A 3,382-nucleotide genomic window follows, 5' to 3' on the forward strand; every position below is an offset into this window, starting at 1 on the left:
CCGTACACCCTTGCATCTCGTTACTTTCTAATGCCCGTCGTCGCTGTGTCTGAAGGCGTTATTTTTCTGGATGAAGTTGTCTCTCCCTCTCTTATTCTGGGGGCCATGCTGATTCTGGGCGCTCTTGTCCCTGTACTTCAGGAAGGAAGGCCAGGTGTCGGGACTGAATAAGGCTGATTAAGCAGTGGCAATGCGAATTTTGTCGATGCCAGTACCGGTCTCGGTCTTGAACCAATCCTGGGCGTGAGCGGGAAAGAACGCTAAAAGAACGTTGTAACGAGCTTTATGTAAGGCGCTACTCTTAGTGGCAACCGCATTCCATCCTGTGATCCATTCGGGAGTCGCTCTCGATGAGCCTTGTTCGAAATACTCTGCCGGCAAAGTCAGTCTGCGTCCTGTTGTTTGTTCTTTTCTCAGCCCTCAACAATTCACGCATGCAGGCTGCGGCGCAAGCCGTCTCCCGAAGCCCGCAGTCGCTGAGTTCCGAGAACCTGTATGAGGTGGCAACGGTTAAGCTGTCCAATCCATATATGGTTGGTGGCGGTTTCCGGGTACGCGGCCGACGACTGGAGTCGGTGAATACGTCCCTCGGCGAGCTGATTTTGTTCGCCTACGAACTACAGCGTTCGCAGCTTCTGGGTACCCCGTCTTGGGCTGAGACGGAAAAGTTCGACGCTACAATGCTCTACCGCGGTGAAGGGATTCCAGGCGATCCGCAATGTAAGGCTATGATTCGCCAGCTTCTAGGCGAACGCTTCGGTCTTCGCTTTCATCGGGAAGAGAAGGAGCTACCCATCTTTGCGTTGGTATTGGGACAGAATGGACCCAAGCTTAGAAGGAGCGACGGAGGACCAGACAGTCTTCCCGCACTGCATTTCAGTGCGCGTGGCAATTTCCAAGCCTCGAATGCGCGAGTATCGGATCTGGCTCAGGAGTTGCAGCGTACCGTTCTGAACCGGCCAGTAATCGATCGAACCGGTTTGGAAGGTCGGTGGGATTTTTCCTTGGCATGGACCCCAAACGAAACTCAGTTCGGTGGTCACTCCGATGGGCCACCTATCAGTACTGGAAACCCGGACCTGTTCACTGCTATCCAGGAACAACTCGGTCTGAAACTGCAGGCTATGAAGGCTCCTGCGGGAACGCTGGTAGTCGATGCCGCTTCCAGACCATCAGGGAACTAGCAAATTTCATCGAGAGAGGAGCTTCTTCGGAGATGTTCCTCGGCGCGCCTCAAATTGACCGCATCATCGATAAGCAAACCCTGCCAGCCGACCGCCCTGCATTTGCGGCGAACATTCAGCTCGCGGTTTGATAACAAAGAATCGAGACTCCGCTGGCTAATCGAGAGATATCAGGCAGCGCGTCGGCGATCAACGAGGAAACGCTGATCAATGGAAATCATCTCGCACCCAAGCTGACCTATTGGAAGCATGAACTCGATATGGATAATGAGCTATGAAGGGGCTGATGTCGCTCAGTGGCTGGTAAAGCATGGTGTGGCCGCATTCGTTCTCCACTACCGCGTCGCGCCTTATCAATATCCCGCTCCGATGCTCGACGGGTTACGAGCGATACGCCTCATCCGGTCACAATCATCGAAATATGGCATTTCCCAAGATCGCATCGGCGTCTGGGGATTTTCAGCGGGTGGGCACATCGTTTCGTACCTGATGACAAACTTTGACGAACATCTTCCTTTACCGGCGGGTGTCAGTGAGGATTCTGTTGACATGCAAAGCGCTCGCCCGGATTTTGGGATCCTCGCGTATCCAGTAATTTCGATGATGCCAGGTATCGCTCATCCAGGTTCGAAAACAAACTTGCTCGGAACGAATGAAAATCCTGTTCTGGAGCAGAAGCTATCCAACGCATCGGCAGTAAAGCCGAATAGTCCCCCCGCCTTTCTTTTCTCGACGACCGACGATGAGATAGTTCCGGTTGCGAACAGTATCCAGTTCTATCAGGCGTACGTTGATAAGCGTCCTGCACAATCTGCGGCGTGTAACGCGTGCCGGTGGTCCGACGCGTTTATGGAAGGACAAAGCTCTCGAAGCGTTTCCTGCTTCTGAATTYATTCAGTGCAGGATCTAGTTGGTTTCATCTGTCACTTCGATGGTGTTGACGCAGGCATAGTTCTTGTCGGGCACAAAACTCAGTACGATCAGACCTGCGGCATTCGGTTCGATGCCGCGAAAAGTTTCGCTCACCACTTTGTTTGGTCCGCTGGCTTTTTGCAGGATCTTATAGTTCCGTAGCAACGCGACACCATTGGCATAGACGTCGAAGACCCGGGAAGAATCATCGTACTGAGCCGATTCTGAGCCGAAGTATGTCTCACTGAAATGCAGTGTTACCGTATAGCGGCCCGTGGCAACAGGTATCTGATAAGTGAAATGTCCGAAGCGTTCCCCATCGTAAAGATGCGGATCGGTCGTGTTCGTTATCGGATTTCTATGCGTGGCCAGCAGGCCACCGATTGCATATCGATCGGACTGCCATGTCTTTCCTGATTGGTCGATATAGGAGTTATCCTGAGCCACAATTCGGATGGGGTTCATCCCCTTGCCGCGTTCCGGATCGATTTCAATCGCATTGACGATAGGCTGATCGAACCCTCGTAGAAATTTGAGATGAATCATCCCATCGCTGGCTGGAGCGATGCCTTTGAACACACGCTCGAAGGCGCGGAAGTTCCCACCGGCGTCGCTGAAGATATCAAAATCCGTCAAAAGCGGTTGATCATTGAGCAGGACTGAGAACGTCCTGCTGCTGTCCCCACCCCGGCCCGCATATGTGCCCGGTCCAAAGTTAGCTTCTGTGAAATGCAGTCGCAATTCGTACTTCCCGCTGGCAACGGGGATGTCGTAGCTGAATTCGCCCTGGCGAGCGGTCTCATAGACGATGGAGTCCTTGCTCCCCAGAATGTAAGGGAGCTTCAGAGCTACCGCATCTCCCCCTTTAAAGAAACGGTCTCCTCCCCAGGATCTTCCGTCGTGATCTATATATGGACCACCCAGATGACCGGCCATGATCAGTTCGGGAGCAGGAGCTGTTTGCGCGTCTGGCGAGAACGCAAGTTCCGCATGGGTGGTTTGAAGCCGGGCATTGAAATGCTTAGCGATCAAGACCCAGGCGACGATACCGAGAATGGAGGCGGTGGCTGTGATCGCCGCTACCCACACGGATATCCTTACCCTTGAAAAACGCGGCCACCTCTGATCCTCTACGGGGCTTTCTGCGGCAGGAAGTTCTTCCGAATCAGGGAAAAGGGGCGACTTGAGGTCCGTTTCCTCTCCAGACGATTTCGACTCCCTGGTGTCGACGACTACTGAAGCAACACGAGGCTCTTCGGTCTGGATAAACCGAAGCCCATAACGTC

General features: G+C 53.4%; 3 protein-coding genes. 2 read left to right on the plus strand and 1 reads right to left on the minus strand.

Translation table 11 applies throughout. The features are described from left to right. Positions 1-350: 350 nt before the first annotated feature. Positions 351-1,184, plus strand: coding sequence for a TIGR03435 family protein (locus AB4043_RS25020; protein ID WP_442299021.1), 834 nt, complete (start codon positions 351-353; stop codon positions 1,182-1,184). 249 nt (positions 1,185-1,433) lie between these two features. After that, positions 1,434-2,072 (plus strand): alpha/beta hydrolase, encoded by a 639-nt coding sequence (locus AB4043_RS25025; protein WP_442308461.1) that lies wholly within the window; start codon positions 1,434-1,436, stop codon positions 2,070-2,072. Positions 2,073-2,090: 18 nt separating this feature from the next. Here AB4043_RS25025 and AB4043_RS25030 read toward each other — a convergent pair. Further along, a partial coding sequence (locus AB4043_RS25030; protein WP_442308462.1) for a malectin domain-containing carbohydrate-binding protein occupies positions 2,091-3,382 on the minus strand: 1,292 nt, incomplete at its 5' end.

This window comes from Terriglobus sp. YAF25 (assembly GCF_052113305.1).
In the GTDB taxonomy this organism is placed as follows: Bacteria; Acidobacteriota; Terriglobia; order Terriglobales; family Acidobacteriaceae; genus Terriglobus.